Genomic DNA, 24,417 nt, shown 5'->3' with positions numbered 1-24,417 from the left:
GGCGCGGTTTCCGGCGCCGGCAGGTTGCATATATGCCACACTTGAATAATGATCAGCAGATGAAAAAACAACAGGGCAGTGAACTGTTCAGCGCCATCGTGGCCGCGCCATTCGGCGCCATGGGCGTGCGCGCGCAGGATGGCCAGGTATGCGAACTGGTGTATCTGCCGCCGCACTTTGCGGAAAAAGACGCGCAGGATGCCGTCTCCGAGCGGGCCTGCCAGCAACTGGCGCGCTATTTCCGTGACCCCGATCATGTCTTCGACTTGCCGCTGGCCGCTTCGGGCAGCGCCTATCAGCAACGGGTGTGGACGGCGATCAGCGGCATTGCGCGCGGCCAGGTGCGCACGTATGGCGACGTGGCGCGCCTGATCGGCTCGGCACCGCGCGCCGTGGGCCAGGCCTGCGGCGCCAACTGGTTTCCCGTGGTGATCCCCTGCCACCGGGTCACGGCCGCTGGCGGCCTGGGCGGCTTTGCCCACCATGACGATGCGACGGGTTTCCACCTGGGCGTCAAGCGCTGGCTGCTGGCGCATGAAGGCGTGGCGGCTTACCTATGATGAACAGCCTGCTGGCGCCCGACAACGCTACCCTGATCGATGAATTCTGCGACAGCCTGTGGCTCGAAGACGGCCTGTCGAAAAACTCGCTGGACGCCTACCGGCGCGACATGCGGCTGTTTGCGCGCTGGCTGGAAGTGGCGCGGCCCGGGCGCGAGGGCCTGTACGAAGTCTCCACGGCCGACATCGAAGCGTATTTCGCGGCCCGCCACGACGAGAGCAAGGCGACGTCGTCGAACCGGCGCCTGTCCGTGCTCAAGCGGTTTTACCAGCTGGCCCTGCGGCACAAGCATATCGCCGCCGACCCGTGCCTGAAGATGGTCTCGGCCAAGCAGCCCGCGCGCTTCGTGCATACCCTGAGCGAAGCGCAGGTGGAAGCCTTGCTGGCGGCGCCCGACGTGAGCACGCCGCTGGGCCTGCGCGAACGCACCATGCTCGAACTCATGTATGCGAGCGGCTTGCGCGTGTCGGAACTGGTGGACTTGAAATCCGTGGAACTGAGCCTCAACGATGGCGTGCTGCGCATCACGGGCAAGGGCAGCAAGACGCGGCTGGTGCCGTTCGGTGAGCAGGCGCGGCTGTGGATCGAGCGCTACCTGAAGGAAGCGCGCGGCATCATCCTCGACGGGCAAATGGACGACGCGCTGTTCGTCACGCGGCGCGGGGGCGCCATGACGCGGCAAATGTTCTGGGTCATCATCAAGAAACATGCGCTGAGCGCCGGCATCACGGCGCCGCTGTCGCCGCACACCTTGCGTCACGCGTTCGCCACCCATTTGCTCAACCATGGAGCGGACTTGCGTGTTGTGCAATTGTTACTGGGGCACTCCGATATTTCCACCACGCAGATTTACACGCATGTGGCCCGCGAACGGCTGAAACTGCTGCATGCGCAGCATCATCCACGCGGCTAAACATTTGGTGTTTGCTCCAACTACGTCATAATGTGCCTTATATGCTTATCTGTAACATCTAAAAACTAAAGAGGTAGTAAATGGCCAAGACAAATTTCCAATACGAAAAACGGCAAAAAGAGCTGGAAAAGAAGAAGAAAGCCGAGGAAAAAGCCAGGCGCAAGCTGGAAGCGAAGAACAATCCGAAGCCGGCCGAAGGCGAAGAGGGTGCCGAGGGTGAAGAGCCCGAAGCGGACGATGCGGACGACGCTACCGACGCGCCAGCCCAGCCCCAGTAATTCCCCGTGCTTGACGACCGGTGCGGCACCATCGCCGCGCCGGTAACTCCTCGTTCTACTTTCTCCCCGCTACAAGCTCGGCCGCTGGCCGATCGCCAGTTGCAGCTGCGTGCTGGCGATGGCCGCATCGGCGCGCGCCTGCACATAGCCCTGGTAGGCCTCATCGGCCGAACGCTGCGCCGCCAGCCATTCCAGCAGCGAAGCATTGCCACTGAAGTAGGACAGGCGCATGCCATCGACCACCTTCTGCGCATCGATCAGCACGCCGTCGCGGTAGCGCGCCAGCCTGTCCCGCGCCGCACGCAGCTGCCGCTGCGCCGTGCGCACCTGAGTTTCCGCCGTCAGTTCCGCCTGGCGCAGGGCCAGCGTCGCCTGCGTGACACTTGATTCCGCCTGCACGATGTCGCCCGTGTCGCGCCGCGACAGGGGGATGGGAATGGCCAGCGAGATGGACAGGGCGCGCGAGCGGGCCGCGCCTTCGACGGGATTGCCGCTGGCGTCAAAGCCGTCATGGTAGCCGCGCGCGGCGGCCAGGCCCACGGTGACGGTCGGATCGACGGCGCGGTTGGCACGCACGAGCGCCGCGCCGTCGCGCAGATTGTCCACGGTGGCGCGGGCGATGCGCACGTCGCTGCGGGCCTCGAGCGCTTGCGGCAGCAGCACCCTGGCATCCTTGTCCTCAAATGCGGCGAAGTCGCAGGCCAGCTGCGCGTCCGGAAACAGCGTGTCGAACTGGCGGCCCAGGGGCGGCGACAAATTCAACATGGCGCTGTCCGCCTCGCTGCGCGCCTGCGCCAGCTCGGCCTGGAACTGGTCGCGCTCCACGCGCGACTGCAGCAGCTCGATGCCGCCCACGTCGCCCGCCTTGCGCCGCACGGCGTTTGCCTCGACCACTTTTGACAGGGCCGCCATGGTCTGCTCCTTGCGCGCGAGGACGTCGCGCGTGCGGCACGCTTCCGTGAACGCGGCGGCGGCCGTGCCATACAGCTCGCTCTTGAAGCCGGCCACCGTTTCCTCGGCCAGCGCGACATTGCTGTGCGCGGCCTTCAAGCGCGCGGCCCGCTTGCCGCCCGTCTCGATGGCCATGCTGATGGCCGGGTTCCACGTGACGGGACGGTGCTCGGCGCTGCGCACGGTTTCGCGCGTGGCGCCCAGAGTGAACTCGGGATCGGGACGCAGGCCGGCGATGCCGATGCCGGCCTTGGCCGAGACGATGCCTTCCTGCTGCGCCTGCAGTTCCAGGCTGTGGCTTTCGACAGCGGACAAATAGGCCTCGAAAGTCAACGGGGCGGCGCTGGCGAAGGGCATGATCAGCCAAGCCGCCAGCAGTACATTAAAACGCGTCATGGGGTTCTCCTTCGGTATGCGTCTGGCGTTTTTGCAGGTACGCCTCGATCAGGTAATACAGGGCCGGCAACAGCAACAAGGTCAGTGCCGTCGCCGTCACCAGGCCGCCCACGACGACGGTGGCCAGCGGGCGCTGCACGTCGCTGCCCAGGCCCGTCGCCAGCATGGCCGGCGTCAGGCCCAGGGCGGCCACGGTGGCTGTCATCAGCACGGGGCGCATGCGGTCGCGCGCGCCTTCGAGCACGGCGTCGCGCAAGCTCTTGCCCTCGTCGGTGCGCAAGCGGTTGATTTGCGCCAGCATCAGGACGGCATTCAGGACGGCCACGCCGAACAGGGCGATGAAGCCGACGGCGCTCGACACATTCAAGGTCATGCCGCGCAGGTGCAGCGCGGCCAGACCGCCCAGCATGGCCAGCGGCACGGCCAGCAAGACCAGCGCGGGCTGGCGCAGGTTGCGGAACTGGCCAAACAGCAGCAAAAACATGGCGCCCAGGGTCATCGGCAGGATCAGGGCCAAACGGCTTTGCGCGCGCTGCAGGTTTTCGAACTGGCCGCCCCATTCCACGCTGATGCGCTGGTGCTCGCCTGCCACCGTTTGCGCCACCAGCGGACGCGCTTCGGCCAGGAAGCCGGCCAGGTCGCGCCCGCGGGCGTTGAGGCGCACGATGATGTGGCGTCGTCCCATCTCGCGCACGATCACGCTCTCGCCCGAGGTGGTGCTGATGGTGGCCACCTGCGCCAGCGGGATCTTCGCGCCGTTGGCTGCCGCGAGCTTCAGGCTGGCGATGGCGTCGGGGCTGGAACGCGTGGCGGGCGGAAAGCGCACGGCGATGTCATAGCTTTTCTCGCCCACGTAGACCTGGCCGATGGGCGCGCCGCCGATGCCGGTGGAAATCAGGTCGGCCACGTCGGCCGCATTGATGCCGTAGCGCGCCGCCTTGGCGCGGTCCAGTTCCACCTTCAGGTTGGGCAAGGGCGGCTCCACGTCCACGGCCACGTCGGAGGCGCCGTGGACGGTTTTCAAAACATTAGCCACCTTGCCGGCGATGGCGCGCACTTCATCGAGGTCATTGCCGAAGATTTTCACCGTCAGGTCGCTGTGCGCGCCCGACAATTTATCCTGCACGCCATCGATCATCGGCTGCATGAAGGCCACCGTAACGCCAGGCATGCGGGCGAAGCGTGCATTCATTTTGGCGATCAGCTGCTGCTTGCTCATGCCCGACTTCCAGCTTTTGTACGGATGCAGCCCCACGCTCGCTTCGATGTGCGACGGCGTCCAGTAATCGGTGCCGTCGTCGTTGCGCCCCGTTTGCGTGACGATGGTCGACACTTCCGGGAATTCCAGCGCGGCGCGCCGCAGTTCGCTGGCCATTTCGGATGCCTTGTCGAGCGTGATCCCGGGCGGCATCTGCACCTGCAGCCACAAGGAGCCCTCATCGAGGTACGGTAAAAAGTCGCGCCCGATGCTGCCGCCCAGGATGGCAAGCGCTGCGAGCGATCCTGCGCACACCATCGCCACCCAGCGCTTGCTACCCACCATGCGATCGAGGAAGCGGCCATACGCGCCCGCCAGCGTGTCCAGCGCGCGGTTGTGTGGCATGCGGCGCGGCTTGCGCAAGGCCAGCCAGGCCAGGCCCGGGATCAACACCAGCGCCACCACGAGCGCACCCACGAGCGCGGCGCCCACCGCATACGCCATCGGCGAGAACAGCTTGTATTCGATGCGCTGGAAAGCGAACAGGGGCAGATAGGCGGCGATGATGACGGCCATGCCGAACATGATGGGGCGCGCCACTTGCAGGGTCGCGTCGATGGCGTCTTGCAGGGTGAGGGGCCGCTCCTGATCCCGTTCGCGGCGGCGCAGCATGTTCTCCAGCACCACCACGGAACCGTCGACGAGGATGCCGAAGTCGATCGCCCCCAAGGACAGCAAATTGGCTGGAATCCTAAAATGGTGCATGAAGATAAAGGCGATCAGCAGGGCCAGCGGGATCGTCAGCGCGACGATGGCGGCCGCGCGCGGGCTGCCCAGGTACAGCAGCAGCACGAGGGCGACGAGCAGCATGCCTTCGCCCAAGGTAAATCCCACCGTGTGCAGGGTGGCGTCGATCAGCGAGCTGCGGTCCAGGTAGGGCACGATCTTGACGTCCTTCGGCAGCACGTTGGTGTTCAAGTCGTCCACGGCCGCATGGATGCCGGCCAGCGCTTCGGACGGATTGAAATCCTTGAGCAGCAGGGTGATGCCTTCGATGGTGTCGGGGTTGTCGTCCTTGCCCAGGATGCCGCGCCGCTCCACGTTGCCGTAAGCGAGCTTGCCCAGGTCTTTTACCAGCACGGGCACGCCATCCTTGCTGCTGACGACGACGTTGCCCATGTCGTCCAGCGAATGGAGCAAGCCCACGCCGCGCACCACGTACGATTGCTGGCCGCGGTCGATCACGCTGCCGCCGCCGCTGATGTTGTTGGCGTTGATGGCGTCCTTGACCTGCGCCAGCGAGAAGCCGTAGCTGTCCAGCTTTGCGGGATCGAGTTCCAGCATGAACTGCGTCGTCAGGCCGCCGAAATTGCTGACGTCCGCCACGCCGCGCACCTGCTGCAGGCGCGGGATCACGGTCCAGAACTGCAGCTCGGACAGTTCGCGCAGCGAGCGTGTTGTCGACTCCAGCGTGTAGCGGTAGATCTCGCCCGTGGGCGAGGTATAGGGGTCGAGCCCCGGCTTGGCATCGTAGGGCAGGTTCACGCTGGCCAGGCGCTCCTGCAGCCGCTCGCGCGTGAAGTAGCCGTCGCTGCCATCTTCGAACACCACGGTGATCAAGGACAGCGCGAACAGGCTGCGCGTGCGCAGCACGTGCATGCCCGGCGTGCCCAGCAGCGCGCGTTCCAGTGGAATCGTGATCTGCTGCTCGATTTCCTCGGCGCCCAGCCCCGGCACCTGCGTGACGATTTGCGAGGTGACGTCGGCGATGTCGGGATAGGCTTCGATGGGCAGCTGCTTCCAGCAATAGATGCCGTAGGCGGCGACGAACAGCAGCACGAGCCAGACGATGCCGCGCCGCTGGCAGCAGGTGGCGATGAAACGGTCAATCATTGAGCAGCACTCCTTCCTTGACGACGATGCGTTCACCCGCGCGCAAGCCCGAGACGATTTCCACCTGCTCGCCATGGCTGGCGCCCACCTGCACCGTGCGCGGTTCGAAATGCAGCGGGCTGCGTTCCACCATCACGCGCGTCGATGGTCCGCTTTGCAGCACGGCGGCGGCCGGCACGAGCAGGGCGCGGCGGGAAGCGCCGGCAAATCCCGCGTGGGCGAACATGCCCGGCTTGAAGGCGCCGGCGCGGTTGTCGATGGCCACGCGTACTTTCACCGTGCGCGTCTCGGGATCGAGCACGGCGCCGACATAGGCGACCTTGCCTTCGAAAGTCTTGCCGGGCCAGGCGTCGATGGAGATGCTGGCCGTTTGTCCCACGGCCACCTGCGCCAGGTCCCGCTCGGCCACGTTGGCCGACAGCCACACGGTGGAGAGGTCTGCCACCGTCATGACGGGTGCGTTGATATCGTTCCAGTAGCCGCCCTGGGCGCCTTCCATGGCGATCACGGTGCCGGCGATCGGTGAACGCAGCACATAGTCGCGGCGGGTGCCGCGCGCGTCGGCGCCGTACTGGGCCAGCTTGTCGGCGCTGGTCCGGGCGTCGCTGCCGGCCTGGTCGTAGGCTGCCTGGGCCGCTTCGTACTCCTTGCGCGCGGCGATTTCCGCGTCGAACAGGGTCTTCTGGCGCTCGAGTTCCTGGCGCGCCTGCAGCAGGGCGGAGCGCGCCTTGCTGTCGTCCGCGTAGGCGGCGCTCAGTTCCGCCGAATCGAGCGTGAACAGCGAGTCGCCCGCCTTCACGCTGTCGCCCAGCGCGCGCTGCAAGCGCGTGATCCGGCCTGCCAGCGGCGGCGTGATTTTCACCAGTTTTTCCGGCATCGCTTCGATGCTGCCGGGCGCCTGCGTCTGCGTGGCGATGTCCTGTTCCTGCACGGCGGCGATCTGCAGGCGCTGGCGCAGCGGCGACATCTTGTCGACGGCGATGCTGCCGTCGTCCAGGTGCATCGATTGGGCGGGCGGCGTGGCTGCCGGCGTCGGCTTGGCGCAGCCGGCCAGGGCCGAACAGGCGAGAGCGAGGGCGCAGCTGGCGCCCAGGGCGTTGCGGGTGGTCGTGTTCATCCCGTGTTTCCTTGTTATTGATGGTGATGGGGCATGCGTGGATGCCGTGCCCAGGCGGGCGGTCAGAGGGGAGTGCAAGCAGCGTCACAGTGTCACTACAGCGCCGGGAAAGCATAGCAATGTGCTCCTGAAGAAGCGCCCAAGAATGCCTGAATCATTCTTCAGGTTCGGTGCGTGCGCGGTGCGGCGCGGTAAAATGCCAGCATGGAAAACAAGGTGCGACGCGAAAGGCAGGCATGAGAATCCTCCTGGTGGAAGATGACCGCAAGGCGGCGCGTCTGCTGGCCCGCGGCTTGCAGGAAGAAGGTTTTGTCGTCGACGTGGCGCACAGCGCGGAAGAGGGCGAGGATGAAAGCTACGCCGTCGATTACGACGCGATCGTGCTGGACTGGATGTTGCCGGGCAAGCAGGGCATCGATTTTTGCCGCGACTTGCGCGCGCGCGGCATCCAGACGCCCGTGCTGATGCTCACGGCGCGCGACGCCACGGCCGACCGGGTGGCGGGCCTGAACACGGGCGCCGACGATTACCTGACCAAGCCGTTCGAATTCGAGGAGCTGCTGGCGCGCATCCGCGCCTTGCTGCGCCGCTCCGACATCAGCCGCCCGCTGGTGCTGGCGCTGGCCGATCTGACGCTCGATCCCGTCAGCCACCAGGCGACGCGGGCCGGCGCGCCTCTGGTGCTCACTCCCAAGGAGTATGCGATTCTGTTGATCCTGCTGCGCCAGGCGGGCGAGGTGGTCAGCCGCGCGCGCCTGGCCGAGCAGATATGGCAGGCGGACCTGATCGGCATCGATAATCTGATCGACGTCCACGTGCGCAACCTGCGGGGAAAAGTGGATGCGCCGGGTTTGCCGCCCTTGATCCACACGGTGCGCGGACGCGGTTTCCGCCTGGCGGAAAACAACGGTGGCTAGCTTTCGCAAACGCTTGCTGCTGGTGCACCTGGCCGTCATCCTCGCCATCGTCGCCTGCACGGCGCTGGCCGGCTACTGGGGCCTGTCGCGCGCCGTGCACGGCCAGCTCGATGCGGCCCTGCTGGCGCTGGGCGAGACGGAAATGGCCATGCTGCCGGCCGCGCCGCGCCAGCCCGTGCAGGTGCACGAGGTGGCGCCGGGACTGGCGCCGCCGTCGTTGACACGGCTCGACCGCCTGGTGCAGATCATCGATGGCGAAGGCCGCGTGCTGGCGCGCAGCCGCAACCTGGAGGCGGCGCAGCTGCCCGCGCCTGCCGCCCTGCTCACGCGCCTGGCGGCCGGCGAGACCGTCTTCGAGACCCTGCCCAAGTTTGGCGAAGAGCCGTTGCGCATGGTGTCGATCCCCGTGCCCTCGTCCGGCGCGGGTTTGGCCGTGCAGGTGGCCGGCTCGCTCGACGACACCAACCATGTGCTGGCAGCGGCCACCGTGCTGTTTGGCGCCATGGCGCTGGCCTTGCTGGCGGCCGTGGGGCTGGCCGGCGAAATGCTCACGCGCCGCGTGCTGGGCGCCATCGACGATGTGGTGGACCAGGCCCATTCGATCGGCGAAGCCAGCCTGCACCAGCGCCTGCCCCATCCCGGCACGCAAGACGAGATTGGCCGCCTGGTCGACACCCTGAACGCCATGCTGGACCGCCTGGAGCACGGCTACGATGCGCAGCGCCGCTTCACGGCCGACGCCTCGCATGAATTGCGCTCGCCCCTGTCGCGCCTGCGCACGGAAATCGAAATTACCCTGCGCCGCCCGCGCGAAGCGCCCGAATATGTCGATGCGCTGGCGTCCTGCCTCGATGAAGTGCAGCGGCTGACGACCCTGGTGGAAGAACTGTTGATGCTCACGCGCCTGGACGTGGGCCAGGAGCGCAATGCCGTGGAAACCATCGCGCTCAATCCCCTCGTGCGGGCGGCCGCGCAGCGCCTGGAAAAGGCGGCGGCGCAGCGCGGCATCCGCATCGTCTTCGATGACAATGTGGCCGTGCAGGCGCGGGTGGCGGCCGGTCCCGTGGATCTGGTGCTGGCCAACCTGCTCGATAACGCCGTCAAGTTTTCGCCGCCCGACAGCGTCATCGCCGTGCACGTGGCGCGCGATGGCACGCATGCGGTCGTCGGCGTGGCGGACGCGGGGCCGGGCATCGGCGTGGAAGACTTGCCGCATCTGTTCGAGCGTTTTTACCGTGGCGCCCAGGCGCGCGCGGGCGAGGCGCCCGGTTTCGGCCTGGGCCTGGCCCTGTCGCAAGCGATCGTGCACGCGTATGGCGGCAGTATCGAGGCGCAAAACCGCCCGCAAGGCGGCGCGCTGTTCCTCATGCGCCTGCCGGCGTCAGATTGACGGCGCGACGCCTTCCCAGCGCACTTGCCGCACTTGCGGCCAGGCGCCCGCGCGGTTGACGAAGCGCACCAGCACGGCGCGCTGCACGGCCTGGCACAGCACCGTGGCGATCAGCTGCACCACCTGTCTGGCCTCGTCCCAGCTGCGCAGCATTTGCGACGGCGCCAGGCCCGCGCCTTTCAGTTCGGCCAGCAGCAGGCGCACGACGTGGTCGGCTTGCGCCGCGGGGCAGGTGACGGTCAGGCGGTAGGTGGCCACGACAGGACCGCGCCGGGCAAACCAATGCAAGATTTTTTTCATCATCACACTCCCCGTTCTGCGACAAATTCCGCATTGTTCACCAGCGCCCAGCGCACGGCCGAGACGCTGCCTTCCAGGCTCACCTGGCTGACGATCTGCTCCAGCAATCCCAGGCTGGACAGGGGCGTGAGCAGGTCGGCCCGCACTTCGATGCGCCCCGCGTGCGCCGCATCCTCGCTGTGCAAGGATTGCAGCATCAGGGCCGGCATGCCGCTGATCAAGCGCAGCATCAGCTTGCGCACCTGGACTTCCTGCTCCGCCTCGCATACGGCCGTCACGCGGTAGATGCTTTCCGTCTCGATGCCCGCTTCGCTGCCGTGCGCGTTGATGCGCTGCGCCAGGTGGCGCAGCACGAGGTTGGCGATCAGCACGAAACCCGTGCCGATCGCCGCTTCCAGCGCAAACCCCAGGCCGCACAGGATGCCGATGGCGGCCGAGCACCACAGGGTGGCGGCCGTGTTCAATCCCCGCACCGTCATGCCTTCGCGCATGATGACGCCGGCGCCCAGAAAGCCGATGCCCGACACCACCTGCGCGGCGATGCGCATGTGGCCAGAGACATCGCCTTCGAGCACGGAAACCATCACGAACAGCGAGGCGCCGACGGACACCAGCGCGTTCGTGCGCAGGCCCGCCATGCGCTGGCGCAGCTGGCGTTCGGCGCCGATCATGGCGCCCAGGGTCAATGCCGCGGCAACGCGCAGCGCAAAGTCAAATACCACCATCATTTCTCCCGGCTGGGGAGGAACAGGCGAGTGCACAAGGCGAAGACTATCCGCCCGGAAGGGGGCAGCAGACGACAACGGTGGAACGATGAGGGGGAAGTGGCGGCGAGAGAGTACTGCCGCTGGTAAAACCGCACCTTGCCGAGGGCAAGGCGGGCGGAATGCGCGCGTCTTGCCTAAGGCCGATCGCCGATGGTCAATCGACTACTGTCACTGGAACAAGCACCCACGAGTTACTCCATATCATTGATAACGTGGGACAGTCTAGCCAGTGGGGCAGCTTTGGTCAACTGAAGCTCTCTTCAGGAAGCCGCCGCGTCGTCCCCGCCAATGCGGGGACGGTGAAGGCGACCGGTGGATCAGTGGGCGTGTGCCTTGGTGTCGTCGGCATCGGCGTGGGCATGCTCGCCGCCGCCAAAGAAGCGCGCGGCGCGCTTGCCCAGGCTATCGAGATAGGTGTAGGCGACGGGCACCACCACCAGGGTCAGCAAGGTCGAGGTGATCACGCCGCCGATGACGGCGCGGCCCATCGGCGCCTGCGATTCGCCGCCGTCGCCCATGCCGATGGCCATCGGCAGCATGCCGAAGACCATCGCCAGGGTCGTCATCAGGATGGGGCGCAGCCGCACTTGCCCCGCTTCCATCAGCGCCTCGAACTGCCCCAGGCCTTCGCGCTGGCGCTGGTTGGTAAAGTCGACCAGCAGAATCGCATTCTTGGTGACCAGGCCCATGAGCATGATGAAGCCGATCACGGAGAAGATGTTCAAGGTGCTGCCCGTGATCAGCAGCGCGGCCAGCACGCCGATCAAGGAGAGCGGCAAGGACACCATGATGGCGATCGGCTGCAGGAAGCTGCCGAACTGCGAGGCCAGCACCAGGTAGATGAAGATCACGGCGATCCCCAGCGCCATCATCGCGCCGCCCATGGTTTCGGCCATCTGCTGCGCATTGCCGGCCACGTCGAAGCGCACGCCCGGCGGCAGGTCGATCGATTGCATCGCCTTTTGCACATCGGCGTCGACGTCGCCGGCGGGACGGCCCTGCGTGCCCGCATAGATGGCGACGCGGCGCTGCAAGGCCTGGCGTTTGAGCACTTGCGGGCTCGATGACGGCACGAAGTCGACCACCTGGCGCAGCGGTATCATGACGGGCTTGCCGTTCGCGTCAAGCTTGCTCGAGGCCAGCGACAGGTCGGCCAGGTCGGCCACCTTCTGCCGGCCCGATTTGGGCAGCTGCACGTTGACGTCGTAGTTCTGTCCGTCGGATGCCAGCCAGTGGCTGACCGTGTCGCCGGCGACAAACGGGCGCAGGGCATTGCCGATCTGCTGCACCGACAATCCCAGGTCGCTGGCCAGTTCGTTATTGATCTTCACGGTGGTCGACGGATTGGCACCTTCCTGGCTGTATTCCATGTCGGCCAGGCCCTTGATGTTGCGCATCTTGTCCATCAGCGTGTGCGCCACCGCATCGAGCTTGCCTTCGTCCGTGCCGAGGATGGCGATGAAGATGGGGCGCTGGCCGACGGACAGGGTGATGCCGGCAATCGGCGCCAGGCGCTCGCGGATCAGCTTTTCCAGTTCCTGCTGCGAACGGCGCTTGTGCGTCTTGATGTCCGTCAGCTTCAGGTTCACCTCGGCCGCGTTGCGGCCATCGGGCGTGCCGATATTGGCCACCAGGCTGTCGATTTCGGGGAATTCCTTCAGGGCCGTTTCGATCTGGCGCACTTTGCTATCCGTGTATTCGAGGCTGGAGCCGACGGGCGTCTTGAAGCGCAGGTTGACCCAGCCCTGGTCCGTCTCGGGGAACATCTCGCCGCCGATCATGGGCACGAGCATCAGGCTGCCCGCGAACAGCGCCACGGCCGTGGCCAGGGTCGTCTTGCGCCAGCGCAGGGCCACTGCCAGCACCTTGCCGTACCAGACGTGCAGGCGGTCGATGCCCGTCTCGATCCAGGCCATGAAGCGGCCCAGCCACGGCACGTACTTGAAGCGGTCCTTGACGGGGTCGCGCCAGACGGACGACAGCATGGGGTCGAGCGTGAAGCTGACGAACAGCGACACGAGAACGGCGACGGCCACGGTGATGCCGAACTGCAGGAAGAAGCGGCCGATGATGCCGTCCATGAAGGCGACGGGCACGAACACGGCGACGATGGCGAACGTGGTGGCCATCACGGCCAGGCCGATTTCATTGGTGCCGTCGTTGGCCGCCTTGTAGTGGTTCTTGCCCATGCCCAGGTGGCGCACGATGTTTTCGCGCACGACGATGGCGTCATCGATCAAGAGGCCAATGCACAGGGACAGCGCCATCAGGGTCAAAAAGTTCAGCGTAAAGCCGAAGGCCTTCATGGCGATGAAGCTGGCCAGCACGGAAATCGGCAGGGTCAAGCCCGTGATGATGGTCGAGCGCCACGAATGCAGGAACAGGAAGACGATCACCATGGTCAGCACGGCGCCTTCGATGATGGTGCGCTTGACGTTATTGAGCTGGCTTTGCACGCGTTCCGATTCGTCGTCGAGCACGCGCAGGGTGATATCGGGCGGCAAGGTCTTTTGCAGGTCGGCCGCCACTTTCAGGATGCCGGTGCCTACTTCGACCACGTTGGCGTCCTGCACCTTGGTGATTTCCATGGTCACGGCCTGCTGGCCGTTCATGCGCGAGATCGACAGTTCTTCCTGCTCGCCGTCGACGACGGTGGCTACCTGGTCCAGGTAGACGGGGCCGATGGCGCGGCGCGCGACGATGATCTTGCCAAATTCGCGCGCATCCTTGATCTTGCCTTCCACGCGCACCAGTTGCTCGGCCGCGCCATGGCTGATGGAGCCGGCCGGCAAATTGGTATTCGTGGCCTGGATGGCGCGGATCACTTCATCGACGCCGATGCCCTGGGCATTGAGCTCGATCGGCTTCATGCTGATGAGGATTTGGCGCGCGCGCAAGCCGCGCAGCTTGACTTGCCCCACGCCGGCCACGCCCTGGAAGCGCTTGCTGATGATCTGCTCCGTCATGGTCGACAGCGCGCGCAGGTCATGCCCGGTGGATGTGAGCACGATGGTGGCGATGGGGCGCTCGTTGTCGCCTTCGGCGCGGGCGATGAACGGGTCCTTGGCTTCTTTCGGGAAGCGCGGACGCACGAGGGCCACCTTGTCGCGCAAGTCCTGCATGGCCTTGTCCATATTCGTCGACAGCTCGAATTCCAGGTAGACGCCGGCGCGTCCCTCCCACGAGTTGGCGCGGATGGTCTTGATGCCGCTGACGGTGTTGACGGCGTCCTCGATGGGGCGCGTGATGTCGTTTTCCACGGCCTCGGGCGAGGCGCCCGGGTAGTTCACTTCAATGGCGGCGAACGGGAACTGCACGCTGGGCATGCTCTCCACGCCCAGTCCCCGGTAGGAGAAGATGCCCAGCACCACAAGCGCCACCATGACCATGGTGGCGAAGACGGGATTCTGGATACTGACTTTGGTCATCCACATGGCTTAATCCTTCCGTGCCAGCACGGCTGCCGGCGCGGCGGGGGCGGCGGGCGTCGGTGCGGCGAAGGTCACGCCGTGGCCAGGTTTCACGCCATCGAGCTTGGCGACGATGACTTTCGCGCCCGGCACCAGGCCGGACGTCACTTCCGCATAGCCTTCATCCTCGTTGCGCAAGCCCAGGGTGACGGGTTGGGCGACGACCTTGTTGTTGACCAGCGCATACACGACGGGGCCCTGTTTTTCATTGCGCACGGCCGTCAGGGGCACGAGCGGCGCCACGGGCGAGCGCTCGGTGACGATGCTGCCCTTGGCGAACATGCCGCCGCGCAGCGCGCCATCGCCATTGTCGACGGCGATGTAGACGAGCATGGCGCGCGAGCCGCTCTCGGTGGTCGGGTTGATGCGCGTGACCTTGCCGGCGAAGTCGCGCGCGCCGAAGCCGTCGACCTTGAAGTGCACATCCTGGCCCAGCTTGATGCGGGGGATTTCCGCGCTGGGCACGGGCGCTTCCAGGGTCAGCTGGGCCAGGTTGACGATGGTGTAGACGGGCATGTCGGGCGAGACTTTTTCGCCGGCCTGCAGGTGGCGCTTGCTGACGATGCCGGCCATCGGTGCGCGGATCACCGTGTCGGCCAGCGCGATGCGGGCGATGTCGAGCATGGCGGCGGCGGACTTGACGTTGGCGCGCGCCAGGTCGACGGAGTTCTGCGTCGTGTCGTAAGCCGTCTGTGAAATGTATTTTTGCTTGAGCAGCGCCTGGCTGTTCGCTTCATTCTTGCTGGCCATCGACAGGCGCGCCTGCGCTTCGTCGAGCATGGCTTGCTGCTGCGTCAGGCGGGCGCGCTGGTCGGCCGCGTCCAGGCGCACGAGGATTTGCCCGTTGGCCACGTGCTGGCCTTCCTGCAAGGTCGTTGCCTCGATCACGCCGGAAACCTTGGCCTTGATGGTCGCCTGGGTCACGGGCGCCAGCGAGCCGGACAAGGGTAGGCTGATACTGAGGGCGCGCGCATCGATGGCGGCCACGTCGCCCTGCGCCAGTTCATGCACGGGCGTCTTTTCCTGCTCCTTCTTCTTGCTCGCCTGCTGTTCGGCCGCCTTGGCGGCTTGCTGCTTCGATTGCATCACCGTCCAGCCGCCGCCGGCCAGGCCCAGCACGACAAGGATCAAGACGGGCGTGCGCCAGCGCCGGCGGCGCGTGGCGGCAAGGGGGGAGGCGGGGGGCAGGGTCTCGTTTTTCATAGGTTTTTTAGTCAGGAGCGGCGCAGGGGTTCGGCGCCAGGTCTCGGTGCGGCCGGCCTGCGGCAGGCCGGGGGAATTCGGGTAGCGCATCACCGTGGCGGCCGCAGACAGCACGCCTGCCGCTGCGGCCGTTCACGGCGATGCGCATGTTGCCACTTTAGGAAGATTCAAGGCTTGCCGCCATCGCCGTGCGACAGATTGCACAAAATCGGGGCTGGAATGCAAAAAACGGCGACCGGAGACCACGGCCAGCATGCCCGCCATGCGCGTCACGATGCTTGCGCATCCTCAAGAAGCCGATTCGCTGGCGCGCAAGAATGGTCAAGATGGTTGCGCCACCGGACAGGCCATACGCCTGCCGGTTGTCGCGCGGCCGCGCCACAGGGGGCCTGATGTCTGATCGGATTGCCGGAGCCACCCCGTCGCCGGGCCGTTTGCTGGCCGCGGCCGAACCGCAGGCGGGGCCGGTCGGCAAGGCGCTCGATTTGCTGTCGATCATTGTTACCGCGATCGAACAGGCGCCCGGCCTGGCCGTGCGCGGCATCGACCGCGACGGCATGGTGCGCTACTGGAGCGCTGGCGCGGCGCGCCTGTATGGCGTGGCGGCCGAACTGGCGCTGGGCCAGCCGTGGGCCACAGTGGCCGCCGCGCTGCCCGGCGCCGCCAGCGTGGCCGAGGAGGCGGCGGGCGAACTGACGGCCGTGTGGGAAAGCGGCAAGGCGCGCAGTACGCGCCTGTGGAAGCTCGCTGCAGACGGGGCCGCGCCGCGCTGCATCTGCTCCACCGTGTTTCCCGTCATCCAATCCGGGCGTGTGCGGCAAGTGGTCTGCATCGATGTCGACATCACGGCCAGCGGCCAGGATGGGGTCGCGCAGGGCGCCTTGTTGCTGATGGGTGACAATTTCCGCCAGTTGTACGAGAAATCGGCCGACGCCATCCTGCTGTTGCGTGACGAGCATATCGCTGAAGCGAATCCGGCCGCCATTGCCCTGTTTCAATGCGAAGGCCGGCCACGGCTGCTGGGGCGCCGCCTCAGCGACTTTTCGCCTTTGCGCCAGCCCGATGGCGCATTGTCCTCGTTGCGCGGCACGCAGCTGGCCGCGCAAGCCCATGCCGACGGCAACTGCCGCTACGACTGGCGCTATCAGACATGCACCGGCGAGCTGTTCTGGGGCGAAGTGCTGCTCACATCCGTCACGCTTGACCACACCTATCTGTTTTATGCCGTGATCCGCGATATTTCCTCGCGCAAACTGGCCGAGCGGGCCCTGTACCTGTCGGCACAGGTGGTCGAACATGCGCGCGAGGCCATCGTCGTGATGGACCCGCAGCAGCGGGTCGTCAGCATGAACCCCGCGTACAGCGAGATCAGCGGTTACAGCCTGGACGATATGCTGGGCAAACCCTTCGTCCTGCACGGCGTGGAGCCGGACGCGCCCGCGTTTTTCGACCACGTGTGGGATGAGGTCGAGACGAACGGCTATTGGCAAGGCGACATCATGGGCCAGCGCAAGGCGGGCGGGCGCTACCCGGCCTGGCTGTCGCTGACGGCCATCCGCGACCCGCAGGGACAATTGAGCAATTACCTGGCCATCCTCAGCGACATCAGCGAGCGCAAGAAGAATGAGGAACACACGCGCCATCTGGCCGAGCACGATTTCCTCACCGACTTGCCGAACAGGGTGCTGCTGCTGGACCGGCTGTCGCTGGCGCTGGCGGCCGCGCGGCGCAAGCTGAGCATGCTGGCCATCCTGTACCTGGACCTCGACCACTTCAAGCACATCAACGACAGCATGGGCCACCACGTGGGCGATTTGCTGCTCAAGGAAGTGGCGCGGCGCCTCGTGCGCTGCGTGCGTGGCGTCGACACGGTCAGCCGGCATGGCGGCGACGAGTTCGTCATCATCCTGGCCGAGGTGGGCGGCATCGACCAGGTGGCCCACGTGGCGGCCAGCCTGCTGCATGCCGTGACGCAGGTGTACCAGCTGGGCGAATACGAACTGCATGTGTCGACCTCGATCGGCGTGGCCATCTTTCCCAGCGATGGAGACGGCATCGATACCCTCGTGCACAACGCCGACATCGCCATGTACCACGCGAAGGAAAACGGGCGCAACAATTTCCAGTTTTTCAATGCGGAAATGAATGCGCAAATCGTCGAGCGGGCCAGCCTGGAGCAAGGCTTGCGCGAGGCATTGGGCCGTGATGAATTCGTGCTCGAGTTCCAGCCCGCGCTCGATGTGGCCAGCGGGCAGATCCTCGGCGCGGAAGCGCTGTTGCGCTGGCATCACCCGCAATTGGGCGTGCTGCCGCCCGAGCGCTTCATCGCCGTGGCCGAGGAATGCGGCTTGATGGTGTCGATCGGTAACTGGGTGCTGCGCCACGCCTGTCTGCGCGCACGGGCCTGGCACGATGCGGGCCATGCCTGGAGAGTGGCCGTGAATCTGTCGCCGGCGCAATGCCTGCACAATAATTTATTGCTCAGCGTACAAGAAGCGCTGGCCGTGTCCGGTTTGCCTGCCGCCAGCCTGGAACTGGAAGTGACGGAATCCTTGCTGATGAAGGGCGGCGCACGTCTGGCCGGCGTGCTGGCGCAGCTGCGCGCGCTGGGCGCCAGGCTGGCCATCGACGACTTCGGCACCGGCTATTCGCGCCTGGCCAATCTGCGCCATTACCCGGTGGATAAACTCAAGATCGACCCCTCGTTCCTGCCCGCCGCCGTGGACGGCGCGGCGGGCGAGTCCGACACGGCCGTGGCCGCCACCATCATTGCCATGGCGCGTGAGCTGCAGTTGACGGTGATCGCCGAAGGCGTGGAAACGGCGCAGCAACTCGCGTATCTGCGGGGGCAGGGCTGCCAGCAATACCAGGGGCGCTTTGCCAGCGCGCAAGTCGAGGGCAGTGCTATGGGGAAGTTACTACATTAGTGACTGAGTTAATGGATATTTCCCAGCAGCTTGATGCGCGCCAGCACCTGGCCATGGTCGGACGCGTGTGGCAAGCCCAGCAGCAAATGGTCGTTGAGATAAGTCACTTCCTGCAGCACGCCGATGGCGCGCGGCGAGGCAGGATGAAAATGTTCGGACACGAGGATGTGGTCGATCGTCATGTAGGCGCTGTCGTGGATATTCGTGTAGCCCACGTGGCGCAAGGCATCCTGGCGCAACTGGATGGCGTTGGCGTCGTACAGGCGCGCGCGCATTTCCGGCATGTCACCATGCGGTTCGCACGGCGCGCCGGCACCCATGACGATGGCCGTGGTGACGGCATTGGCGATGTCGTTGAAGTCGCCCAGCACGATGCGGGGACGGCCGCTATGGCCCAGTTCGCTTGCCAGCACGCGCAGGGCCACGGCTTCCGCGCCGCGCCGCTGCAGCGAGCGCAGGTTGGCCAGCGCGTAGGCGGCCGCATCGTTGCCGTCGCCATGGCGGTAGTCGGGCCGGCGCGATTTCAAATGCACGACGACCACATCCGTGAGCTGCCCGCCAGGCAAGATGACCTGCACGTGCAAGGGCGCGCGGGCGAAGCGGCAGGCGTTGTCCTCGGCGGAGACGCTCACGCCGGCGGGAAAATCCGCCCAGGCCACACCGGCGCCCACCAGGGGCAAGCGCGACACGAGCGCCACCGTGGGCAGCATGCGTCCGGCGGGGTCCATCGCGTCGTAGCCGGCCACGGTGGCTTCGCGGTAATGGCGCGTGCGCGACAGCACGTCGCGCAGGGCCGCCTGCGAGAAAATCTCCTGGAAACCGATCACGTCGGCGTCGAGCAGGTCGATCTGCCGCGCCGTCCACTCCGCCTTGGCTGCGTATTGCGCCGGGCTCAACGGTTCCAGGTTGTCATACAATTTCGCCCCGGCGGGGGCAAGGTTGCAGACATTGAATGTGGCAAAGCGGATTTCTTCCTGCATAATTAGCACTCCTCACTGAACGATCAGCGTATCACGCATGGCTAAAAAAGAGCATATTTCCGAAACCCAGGCGACGCAGTTGCTGCGCAAGCATCAAGTTTCCTTCGAAGAACACCCGTATCCGTACGAAGAGCACGGCGGCACCAGCGTGTCGGCGCGCGAACTTGGCGTGCCCGAGCACGATGTGATCAAGACCCTGGTGATGCAGGACGAGGCGGCCAAGCCGCTGATCGTGCTCATGCATGGCGATTGCAAGGTGTCGACCAAGAACCTGGCGCGCGGCATCGGCTGCAAATCCGTCGAGCCGTGCAAGCCCGACGTGGCGCAGCGCCATTCCGGCTACATGATCGGCGGCACCTCGCCGTTCGGCACGAAGAAGACCATGCCCGTGTACGTGGAAGCGTCGATCCTGGACTTGCCGCGCATCTACATCAATGGCGGACGGCGCGGTTTCCTCGTCTCGTTGGCGCCACAGGTGCTTGTTGACTTGCTGCAAGCCAAGCCGGTGCAGTGCGCCTTGCAGGATTAAGAAAACCAGTCCCCGCCCTGTCCGTAGGCGGGGTGCTGGTGTATATTCTGCTGCGCCAGCCTCGATGCTGGTGTAATAAACACAATAAAGGGAAGAAATGAATCCAGTAATCACAACCGTGGCAATGACAGTGGCCGCTTACTTGCTCGGCTCGATATCGTTTGCCGTGGTGATGAGCAAGGTCTACGGCATTGCCGATCCGCGCACCTATGGCTCGAAAAATCCGGGCGCCACCAACGTGCTGCGCAGCGGCAACAAAGGCGCCGCCATCATGACCCTGCTGGGCGATGGTGCCAAGGGCTGGCTGGCCGTGTTCCTGGCCGACCACTTTGCCGGCGCGCTGGGCGTGGGCGACACGGCCGTGGCCCTGGTGGCCATCGCCGTCTTCCTCGGCCATCTGTGGCCCGTGTTCTTCCGCTTCGTCGGCGGCAAGGGCGTGGCGACGGCCCTCGGCGTGCTGCTGGGCATCAACCCATGGCTGGGCCTGGCAACCCTGGCCACCTGGCTGATCATTGCCTACGCATTTCGCTATTCCTCGCTGGCAGCCCTGGTGGCGGCCCTGTTCGCGCCGTTTTACTATGGCTTGCTGTTCGGCGTCGATCCCATCTTGCTGTCCGTCATCGTCATGAGCGTGCTGCTCGCTTACCGCCACAGCCAGAACATCGCGAATTTGCTCTCTGGCAAGGAAAGCAAGATCGGCGGCAAGAAGGATGCGGCCAAGGCGCCCGCCAAGAAAAAGTAAAATGCCGGGGTCAGACCCGCCGGGGGTAAGCGGCCTGATAGGGCGCATACCGATTCCGAAGGAACTGACCCCAACCTTGCGGCGCCGCGCGGTGCGGCCGCCACCGACTCGCGCAAAGGCTGCCACCATGACTGTTTCCACTCCCACTCCCGTCCGTATCGATTTCGTTTCCGACGTTTCCTGCCCCTGGTGCGTGGTCGGCCTGAAATCGCTGGAGCAGGCGCTGGACAAGCTGCAAGACACCGTCCAGGCCGACATCCACTTCCAGCCTTTCGAGCTGAACGCCAACATGCCGCCCGAAGGCGAGGACATCGGCGAACACATCGCCCGCAAATACGGTTCCACGCCGGAACAGATGGCGCAGTCGCGCGAAGCGATCCGCGCGCGTGGCGAGCAGCTGGGCTTTACCTTCGCCATGGACAAGCGTAGCCGCATCTACAACACGTTTGACGCCCACCGTCTGCTGCACTGGGCCGCTCTGGAAGGGCGCAAGAAGGAGCTCAAGATGGCGCTGTTCGATGCCTACTTCACGCAAGGCCAGGATCCGTCGTCGCACGAGGTGCTGCTGGCTGTGGCCGGCAAAGTGGAGCTCGACACCGTGAAAGCGGCCGACGTGCTGGCGTCCGGCGCCTATGCGGACGAGGTGCGCGCGCAGGAGCAGTTCTACCAGCAGAACGGCATCAACTCGGTGCCGGCCGTCATCATCAACGAGCGCCATTTGATTTCCGGCGGCCAGCCGCCTGAAGTGTTCGAGCAAGCCTTGCGCCAGATCATCGCCGGCGCCTGAACGAGGCGCCAATGGCGCGCGCCATGACGGTTAATTTCGGCTACACTCCGCAGTGAAGGAGGATAGCCAAATGCCAACAGCCCGCTGGAATGGCGCCGTCATCGCGCAAGCGACCGATGCGCAGGTGCAAGTCGTTGAAAACAATATATATTTTCCTTTGTCGGCCGTGACGCAGGACTATCTGCGTCCCAGCAGCCACACGAGCGTCTGCCCCTGGAAGGGCACGGCCAGCTATTACGACCTCGTCGTCGACGGCCAGGTCAATGCCAACGCGGCCTGGTATTACCCCCAGCCCAAGGATGCCGCCAAGCAAATTGCCGGCCACGTCGCCTTCTGGCGCGGCGTCAGCGTCGAGCGCTGACACTTTCTTTCCATACTAAAAATCAATAGAAAGCAGACGATGGATTTACGCCTCGCCGTGTACCAACTCGCCTCGGCCCATGCGCTCGATGCCCAACAAACCCGGCAGTTGCAGGAAGTGGCCGGTTTCCAGCGCGAACCGGCGCGCCTGGCCCACTGGCTGCCGCGCGGCGTGGCCGTGCTGGGGGCCGCCTTGCTGGGCATGGGCTTGATCTGCTGGGTGGCCGCCAATTGGGAAGACTTCGGCCGCATGGGCCGCTTTGCCTTGCTGCAAGCGGTGTTTGCCGCCGCCTGCGTGGGCGCGTTTGCCGTGCCCAAGGCGCGCGTTCCCTTGCTGCTGCTGGCCTTGCTGGCCATCGGCGGCCTGTTCGCTTACTTCGGCCAGACCTACCAGACGGGCGCCGATCCATGGCAGCTGTTCGCCCTGTGGGCCGTGCTGGCCTTGCCCCTGTGTTTTGTCGCGCGCAGCGACGTGCTGTGGACGCCGTGGATGCTGGTACTGTCGACGGCCGTCACGCTGTGGATGCAGGCCCACGTGCGCCATAGCTGGCGCATCGATTCGTCCGACCTGAGCATTTTCCTCAGCGGTTGGCTGGCCGTGCTGCTTGCCTGTGCGTTTGTCTCGCCCCTGCTGGCGCGCTGGACGGGCGCGGGCAGCTGGGCCCTGCGTCTGGGTCTGGTGCTGGCCACCATCCTCATCACGGGCACGGCCGTCAGCGCCCTGTTCGGCAATGAGATCGAGTCGCCGTACTGGGCCGGACTGGGCTTGCTGCTCGTCGCCGGCGTCCTGCTGGCCACCGGCCGGTTCTTTGACGTGTTCGGCCTGAGCGCCGTGGCGCTCGGTATCAACATCTTGCTGGTGGGCGGCCTGACGCACGTGCTGTTCAACGGCCATGGCGATGGCGTCGGCGCGCTGACCGTGCTGGGCTTGCTGGCCGCCGTGCTGCTGGCGCTGACCGTGCAAGGCATCCTGTGGCGCACGCGCCGGGAGGCGGCATGAGCAATATCAATACTCAACGAACCGACGCGCTCGCCACCCTGATCGACGACGCCACGCGCGCGGGCCTGTTGCCGCCGAACGCCACCCGCCCCGTGCAGGATGTTCGGCCGTGGCCGCTGGTGCTGATGACGGCCTTCGGCGCCTGGCTGGCCGCCATTCCCCTGATGATTGCGCTGGGCGTGGGCCTGGAAAGCATCGTGCGCCACGGTCCCGGCGCGTATGTGGTGGCCGTCATCGTGCTGGTCGTGGCCGTGCTGCTGATCCGCACGCGCGGCGTGGCGCTGTTTGTCGAGCAACTGGCCGTGCCCTGTCTGCTCGTGGGCGGCGGCTTGCTCGGCTATGCCCTGTATCGCGACTATTCCACGCAGACGGCATCGCTGCTGCTGTGCCTGGCATGCCTGGTGGTGGCCGCCGCCTTGCCGCGCGACTGGCTGCGCGTGCTGCTGGGACTGGTCGCCTGCGGCTTGCTGGGGCTGGGCATCGTCGATAGCACGCGCGACTGGATTTTCGAAAACGATCCTACGCAACTGTATCTGGCCTGGATGCTGGCCCTGGCACTGTGGCTGGCCGCCCACTGGCTGCAGAAGCAAGCGTTCAATGATGGCCGCGGCGCGCCCGTCGCCGCCTTCCTGGAATCGCTGTCGACGGGGTGGGTATTGGCGATCCTGCTGGGGCTGGTCTTCTGGTCGGGCATGACCTTCATGCTGGGCGGTGCCTTGGGCGGTGGCTTTGCCGGCGAAGTGGCGCGCGAAGTGACGCGGCACCAGGGTATTGCCTGGTATGCGCAGGCCTTGAATGGCGTGTCGCTCGTGCTGGCCGCGGCGGCTGCTGCCTGGACGGGGTGGCGCTGGCCGGCATTGCGCCAGTTGCCCGCCATCGGCGTGGCGCTGGTGCTGATCGTGCTGGCGTGGTTTATGCCAGGGCTGGGTCCGGTGCTGCTGATCCTTGCGTATTGCGTGACAAGCGGGCGCTCGCGCGTGGCCGTGGCGGCCGCGCTGGCGGCGGCGTGGATCATCGGCAGCTTTTATTACCAGCTGGCCTGGCCGCTGGCCAACAAGGCGGCGCTGCTGGCGATCGCGGGCGCCGTGCTGTGTGCGTTGTCGTGGCTGGCCACGCGCGGCGCCGTGCTGCACCTGGTGGAAAACAAACCGGCGGAGGTGGCGCTTGAGCGCCGTGCCGCGCGCCTGGGCGTGCTGGGCGGATTGTTGCTGGTGTTGTTGGTCGCCAATGGCGGCATCTGGCAAAAAGAGCAGCTCATTGCCAAGGGGGAAGCAATCTTCGTGGCGCTGGAACCCGTCGATCCCCGCTCGCTGATGCAGGGCGACTACATGCGCCTCAATTTCGTCAATCTGGGCGTGCTGAGCACGTTGGCCAGCGTGGAGCGGGCGCCCGGCCGGCCTTTCGTCGTGGCCAGGCGCGATGCGCGCGGGGTGGCGGAACTGCTGCGCCCGTACACCAAAGAGGCGCTGGGGCCCGGTGAATTCCTGCTCGAGCTGACGCCGAAGGATGGGAATTGGGTGCTGGTCAGCGATGCCTGGTTCTTCAAGGAAGGCGAGGCGGCGCGCTGGGAAAAGGCACGTTATGGCGAGTTCCGCGTGCTGCCCGATGGCCGCGCCTTGCTGGTGGGCATGCGCGGGGAAGATTTACAGGCGCTGTAGCCGCTTGATTGAACAAACCCAATGGCAGAATCCGGGGGGCGTAACCTGAGGGTACGACCCCAAGCCTTTGCTCTTGGGGT

General features: G+C 65.8%; 20 protein-coding genes. 12 read left to right on the top strand and 8 right to left on the bottom strand.

All coding sequences use genetic code 11. The annotated features are described in order from the left end of the window. Nucleotides 1-59: 59 nt before the first annotated feature. From MRBLMS1_RS19860 to MRBLMS1_RS19850, 3 genes are all read left to right on the top strand, one after another. A complete protein-coding gene (locus MRBLMS1_RS19860; protein ID WP_485881350.1) occupies nucleotides 60-560 on the top strand; it encodes a methylated-DNA--[protein]-cysteine S-methyltransferase in 501 nt (166 codons plus the stop codon). After that, entirely contained in the window at nucleotides 557-1,474 is a 918-nt protein-coding gene (gene xerD / locus MRBLMS1_RS19855) for a site-specific tyrosine recombinase XerD (protein WP_225242529.1), read from the top strand. Before MRBLMS1_RS19860 ends, xerD begins: the two co-directional genes overlap by 4 nt. Nucleotides 1,475-1,554: 80 nt before the next feature. Then, a complete protein-coding gene (locus MRBLMS1_RS19850; RefSeq protein ID WP_070301258.1) occupies nucleotides 1,555-1,752 on the top strand; it encodes a hypothetical protein in 198 nt (65 codons plus the stop codon). Nucleotides 1,753-1,821: 69 nt separating this feature from the next. Here the strand turns inward: MRBLMS1_RS19850 and MRBLMS1_RS19845 are convergent, their stop codons facing one another. The 3 genes from MRBLMS1_RS19845 to MRBLMS1_RS19835 are packed head-to-tail and all read right to left on the bottom strand — an operon-like array spanning nucleotide 1,822 to nucleotide 7,307. Continuing rightward, entirely contained in the window at nucleotides 1,822-3,099 is a 1,278-nt protein-coding gene (locus MRBLMS1_RS19845) for a TolC family protein (RefSeq protein ID WP_485881347.1), read from the bottom strand. Further along, nucleotides 3,086-6,190: an efflux RND transporter permease subunit gene (locus tag MRBLMS1_RS19840; protein WP_485881345.1), complete on the bottom strand. Its 3,105-nt coding sequence runs from the start codon at nucleotides 6,188-6,190 to the stop codon at nucleotides 3,086-3,088. The genes MRBLMS1_RS19845 and MRBLMS1_RS19840 overlap by 14 nt, the downstream gene beginning before the upstream one ends. Continuing rightward, entirely contained in the window at nucleotides 6,183-7,307 is a 1,125-nt protein-coding gene (locus MRBLMS1_RS19835; RefSeq protein WP_485881343.1) for an efflux RND transporter periplasmic adaptor subunit, read from the bottom strand. The genes MRBLMS1_RS19840 and MRBLMS1_RS19835 overlap by 8 nt, the downstream gene beginning before the upstream one ends. Nucleotides 7,308-7,543: 236 nt before the next feature. Between MRBLMS1_RS19835 and MRBLMS1_RS19830 the strand changes: the two genes are divergently transcribed. Then, nucleotides 7,544-8,224, top strand: coding sequence for a response regulator transcription factor (locus tag MRBLMS1_RS19830; protein ID WP_035821962.1), 681 nt, complete (start codon nucleotides 7,544-7,546; stop codon nucleotides 8,222-8,224). Further along, nucleotides 8,217-9,614, top strand: coding sequence for a sensor histidine kinase (locus MRBLMS1_RS19825; RefSeq protein WP_485881341.1), 1,398 nt, complete (start codon nucleotides 8,217-8,219; stop codon nucleotides 9,612-9,614). Before MRBLMS1_RS19830 ends, MRBLMS1_RS19825 begins: the two co-directional genes overlap by 8 nt. On the opposite strand, the gene MRBLMS1_RS19820 is transcribed toward MRBLMS1_RS19825, so the two are convergent. The 4 genes from MRBLMS1_RS19820 to MRBLMS1_RS19805 form a co-directional block, all read right to left on the bottom strand. Continuing rightward, nucleotides 9,606-9,917, bottom strand: coding sequence for a hypothetical protein (locus MRBLMS1_RS19820; protein WP_485881339.1), 312 nt, complete (start codon nucleotides 9,915-9,917; stop codon nucleotides 9,606-9,608). The two genes, MRBLMS1_RS19825 and MRBLMS1_RS19820, sit on opposite strands and share 9 nt — an antisense overlap. After that, nucleotides 9,917-10,636, bottom strand: a complete 720-nt coding sequence (locus tag MRBLMS1_RS19815; RefSeq protein WP_485881869.1) for an MgtC/SapB family protein — start codon at nucleotides 10,634-10,636, stop codon at nucleotides 9,917-9,919. Before MRBLMS1_RS19815 ends, MRBLMS1_RS19820 begins: the two co-directional genes overlap by 1 nt. Nucleotides 10,637-10,998: 362 nt before the next feature. After that, nucleotides 10,999-14,115 (bottom strand): efflux RND transporter permease subunit, encoded by a 3,117-nt coding sequence (locus MRBLMS1_RS19810; protein ID WP_485881337.1) that lies wholly within the window; start codon nucleotides 14,113-14,115, stop codon nucleotides 10,999-11,001. A 3-nt stretch (nucleotides 14,116-14,118) separates the two neighbouring features. Next, complete coding sequence (locus MRBLMS1_RS19805) at nucleotides 14,119-15,354, bottom strand: efflux RND transporter periplasmic adaptor subunit (protein ID WP_485881335.1); 1,236 nt, start codon at nucleotides 15,352-15,354, stop codon at nucleotides 14,119-14,121. Nucleotides 15,355-15,746: 392 nt separating this feature from the next. Here MRBLMS1_RS19805 and MRBLMS1_RS19800 point away from each other — a divergent pair, with 392 nt between their 5' ends. Next, nucleotides 15,747-18,281 (top strand): sensor domain-containing protein, encoded by a 2,535-nt coding sequence (locus MRBLMS1_RS19800; protein ID WP_485881333.1) that lies wholly within the window; start codon nucleotides 15,747-15,749, stop codon nucleotides 18,279-18,281. 8 nt (nucleotides 18,282-18,289) lie between these two features. On the opposite strand, the gene MRBLMS1_RS19795 is transcribed toward MRBLMS1_RS19800, so the two are convergent. Next, nucleotides 18,290-19,261 carry an endonuclease/exonuclease/phosphatase family protein gene (locus tag MRBLMS1_RS19795; protein WP_485881331.1) on the bottom strand — a complete coding sequence of 324 codons (972 nt, stop codon included), beginning with the start codon at nucleotides 19,259-19,261 and terminating at the stop codon, nucleotides 18,290-18,292. 37 nt (nucleotides 19,262-19,298) lie between these two features. Here MRBLMS1_RS19795 and ybaK point away from each other — a divergent pair, with 37 nt between their 5' ends. The 6 genes from ybaK to MRBLMS1_RS19765 all read left to right on the top strand — a co-directional run bounded on the left by ybaK (nucleotide 19,299) and on the right by MRBLMS1_RS19765 (nucleotide 24,337). After that, nucleotides 19,299-19,790, top strand: coding sequence for a Cys-tRNA(Pro) deacylase (ybaK, locus tag MRBLMS1_RS19790; RefSeq protein WP_338679671.1), 492 nt, complete (start codon nucleotides 19,299-19,301; stop codon nucleotides 19,788-19,790). 97 nt (nucleotides 19,791-19,887) lie between these two features. Continuing rightward, a complete protein-coding gene (gene plsY / locus MRBLMS1_RS19785; protein WP_223278936.1) occupies nucleotides 19,888-20,532 on the top strand; it encodes a glycerol-3-phosphate 1-O-acyltransferase PlsY in 645 nt (214 codons plus the stop codon). A 127-nt stretch (nucleotides 20,533-20,659) separates the two neighbouring features. Next, on the top strand, nucleotides 20,660-21,319 hold the full coding sequence (locus tag MRBLMS1_RS19780; protein WP_485881329.1) for a DsbA family oxidoreductase: 660 nt from the start codon (nucleotides 20,660-20,662) through the stop codon (nucleotides 21,317-21,319). 70 nt (nucleotides 21,320-21,389) lie between these two features. Beyond that, complete coding sequence (locus MRBLMS1_RS19775; RefSeq protein ID WP_128141995.1) at nucleotides 21,390-21,680, top strand: DUF427 domain-containing protein; 291 nt, start codon at nucleotides 21,390-21,392, stop codon at nucleotides 21,678-21,680. A gap of 39 nt (nucleotides 21,681-21,719) precedes the next feature. Then, on the top strand, nucleotides 21,720-22,679 hold the full coding sequence (locus tag MRBLMS1_RS19770) for a DUF2157 domain-containing protein (protein ID WP_485881326.1): 960 nt from the start codon (nucleotides 21,720-21,722) through the stop codon (nucleotides 22,677-22,679). Beyond that, entirely contained in the window at nucleotides 22,676-24,337 is a 1,662-nt protein-coding gene (locus tag MRBLMS1_RS19765; RefSeq protein ID WP_485881324.1) for a GDYXXLXY domain-containing protein, read from the top strand. Before MRBLMS1_RS19770 ends, MRBLMS1_RS19765 begins: the two co-directional genes overlap by 4 nt. Nucleotides 24,338-24,417: the final 80 nt, after the last annotated feature.

Source organism: Massilia sp. LMS1-1-1.1 (genome assembly GCF_040815535.1).
Classification (GTDB): domain Bacteria; phylum Pseudomonadota; class Gammaproteobacteria; order Burkholderiales; family Burkholderiaceae_D; genus Janthinobacterium; species Janthinobacterium aestuarii.
This window is presented reverse-complemented; position numbering and strand designations above follow the sequence as displayed.